General features: G+C 56.8%; 1 pseudogene. It reads left to right on the top strand.

The window, feature by feature from the left end:
* Window positions 1–214: pseudogene (locus SB724_RS20180) on the top strand (SAM-dependent DNA methyltransferase); the annotation flags it as partial.
* Window positions 215–271: the final 57 nt, after the last annotated feature.

Genomic DNA, 271 nt, shown 5'->3' with positions numbered 1-271 from the left:
CCGGGAGGAAGTTCAGGCCTATTTCGAACGGGAGGTCCTCCCGCACGTCCCCGACGCCTGGATCGACGAAGCCAAGACCAAGATTGGGTACGAGATCCCCTTCACTCGACACTTCTATAAGTACGTCGCACCCAGGTCTCTAGAGGAAATCGACACGGACCTTAACAAGGTAATATCCGAGATCACGACGCTGCTGGCCGAGGTCGAGAAGTGACAGGTGCATCGACGTCAACTTTCAAAGACACGGGCGTTCCCTGGCTCGGTCACGTGC

This window comes from Bacillus sp. SIMBA_031 (assembly GCF_046535225.1).
In the GTDB taxonomy this organism is placed as follows: Bacteria; Bacillota; Bacilli; order Bacillales; family Bacillaceae; genus Bacillus; species Bacillus velezensis.
The sequence above is the reverse complement of the archived record's forward strand: the minus strand, read 5'-3'. Positions and strand labels throughout refer to the sequence as shown.